The sequence below is a fragment of the Neisseria sp. P0001.S005 genome (assembly GCF_051963715.1).
The window spans coordinates 1-2,314 of the sequence record NZ_JBQCTZ010000331.1; the positions used below are offsets into that span (position 1 = coordinate 1).

At 40.5% G+C, this 2,314-nt stretch carries 3 protein-coding genes; all 3 read right to left on the reverse strand.

Features of this window, described 5'->3' with window-relative positions:
* Positions 1-97 precede the first annotated feature (97 nt).
* Positions 98-382, reverse strand: a complete 285-nt coding sequence (locus tag ACTHSP_RS19715) for a DUF2523 domain-containing protein (protein WP_016687737.1) — start codon at positions 380-382, stop codon at positions 98-100.
* The gene (locus ACTHSP_RS19720; RefSeq protein WP_440346743.1) at positions 379-2,121 is read right to left on the reverse strand and encodes a virulence factor TspB C-terminal domain-related protein; all 1,743 of its coding nucleotides are present in this window, start codon (positions 2,119-2,121) and stop codon (positions 379-381) included. Before ACTHSP_RS19720 ends, ACTHSP_RS19715 begins: the two co-directional genes overlap by 4 nt.
* Positions 2,111-2,314, reverse strand: a 204-nt coding sequence (locus ACTHSP_RS19725) for a hypothetical protein (RefSeq protein WP_440346744.1), incomplete at its 5' end; no start/stop codon positions are given. The genes ACTHSP_RS19720 and ACTHSP_RS19725, both read right to left, overlap by 11 nt.

A 2,314-nucleotide genomic window follows, 5' to 3' on the forward strand; every position in this document is an offset into this window, starting at 1 on the left:
ATGGGGCGGTCTTTAAAGTCTTTGCGTTTAACAAGGTTGGAAACCGCATACAATGTTTTTCCCGCACCGGGAACGCCTGTATATAAGTAAAGCATTTTTAACCCTCGCTTTTGACGATAGTGGACAGTTTCTTAAAGCCCTTTATCGTTGCTATAAATGTGAATGCGCCAAATATCCAATTCAGCATAACGCCGAAACCCATGATATATACGATTTGCAATGCGTCTTCAGGGAAACCGCCAATATGGTTTTGAACCTGCTGAATGAAATAGGATTGCAACTGGCGAAATCCCGCCACTGTTACGAAAGAAAGCCCTATGGCGGTCAATATTCTGCCCGCCACTGACATTAAAACCGCTGTTATCAAACTGCCCCAGTTCATAGCTCCTCCAATGCGCTATAGACGAACCATGCACAGGTTAGAATGGTCATCATGATTAAGACGGGTCTCAATTTTGCGGCAAAGTCGCAAAGCGGCTGATAGCTGAATTCGACTTGCCCAAATGCGCCTAAATCGACACTTTTGGGCTGCGGACAAACCCCATCTGTCTGAAATATATTTTCAGGTCTAAAATTTAAATCTATTGTTTGCTCAGGTAATTTAATATCTTCCACCTTTGCTCCAAAAATACATTGATCAGCATTTGGATTTTTCTGACAAAAATCTTTTTCTTTTTCATTTTGATTCTGTTTATTTTGACTGTTCGAATCATTTGGAGTAGTGGGAGAATTAGGGCTATTTGGTGTATTTGGATTGTCTGGACTCTCCTGTCTGCTCGGTGTTGTCTTTTCGGGCTTATTCGGTGCTTCTGGACTATTTGGCTTTAAATCTGGACGTGGTACATAATCAACGCCCACGGTGCCGTCTTCATGCATTTTGAATCTTGTTTGTTGAGGGGTGCTACTGCCTTCGGGTGTGTACGGCGCACTAAGTGCGATATCAGGGCTGAATGTGCTTTGCTCGGCAGACTGATTCAAAACGCCCATTTTTGCCAGTTGATTCATCAATTCCGCATGATTTGTCTGATTGTTCTCAAGCATTCGTTTTAAAATGTCTAACATTTCTTTTTGTGTCAGCATGAAGTCATTAGAATTAACTGAATCATTATTATTTATAATATTTTGACGATTTAATTCGCTATTGGGATAAAAACTAATAGATAAAAACCGACCCCAAGTACCTGGATATTTTGGACTATATGTAATAGTCAAATCATCTGAATATTTATAAGAAATAGCAGATTTGATGTCGTATAAATGAAAATTTCCTACGTCAGATCTACCAACACCAGAAGATGTTTTATAGCTTCTCCATTCAATACTTTCGCCTTTTTCATCCCCCCATTCTCTAAACCTAACAAGTACAACATTTTTTCCAGATTTTTCTTGTTCTTCTAAATTTTCTTTTTTTTCTTGCTGTGCTTTGCCTTTTTGTGCTGCTTCTGCTGCTTTTTTAGCTGCTGCATTTGCTACTGCTTTTTGATAGTTGCCTTCGGCTTCTGCTTGTTTTTGTGCTGCATAAAATCTTTCTGCTGCATCTTTAAATTGTTGCGGTGATGGATTATTCACTAACCCTAAAGATCGACCTAAATTCACAATCGATTCAGGTAATCCGCCAAATAGGTTATTTCCGAAATCTGCTAAAGCAAGCACCGAACCTTCAAAAGCTGACTGATAATTTCCAGCTCTTAATTGAGCTGCTACATATGATCCATTTTTACTTAACGCATTTGCAGCCGATGAACCAACCCAAACACCATTAGCAGTTTTTTGAATCGCGCTTGTACCTACTCTTTGATTAACAGTCGTATTCATTGTTCCAGTTTCGCCATAACGACCTGTAACCGTTACTGTTTTGCCTTGGCTACCATTAATATTTTCGCCATTTTTAGTTACTGTCGGTTTGCCTTTGTTTTGTACATCAACTTTCCAAACGCCTGTTTTTGGATCGTAGCCACGACGTTGCAAGGCTTGGTCACTTGGGAAACCTGCATTTTGATGTTGTGCCGGCGGAGGAAGGCCGACTTCTGCCCTTACTGGAGCAGCGAATAAAGCAGCAGACAGAGCAAGGCATAAGGCAGTATGCCGATGATTAACATTGCTTCGGGTATCATTCTTCATTACTCTTTTCTCTCGTGGATAATATGAATTTGTAGATTAGGTTGACGACAAATACCGTAGCGACGATTGAAACGCACATCAGACCTATCTCTTTACCCAACTTGTGATATTCCATGGGGTCGCAATCGGGAAAGGTCAGTTTGACTTGCTGTTCGTTATACTGCCATGTAGAGCCATTAAAAACGGGGTGATG

Excerpts from the sequence above, each read along its gene's own strand:
- ACTHSP_RS19715 (WP_016687737.1), bottom strand. The coding sequence starts at position 382 with ATGAACTGGGGCAGTTTGATAACAGCGGTTTTAATGTCAGTGGCGGGC.
- ACTHSP_RS19720 (WP_440346743.1), bottom strand. The coding sequence starts at position 2,121 with ATGAAGAATGATACCCGAAGCAATGTTAATCATCGGCATACTGCCTTA.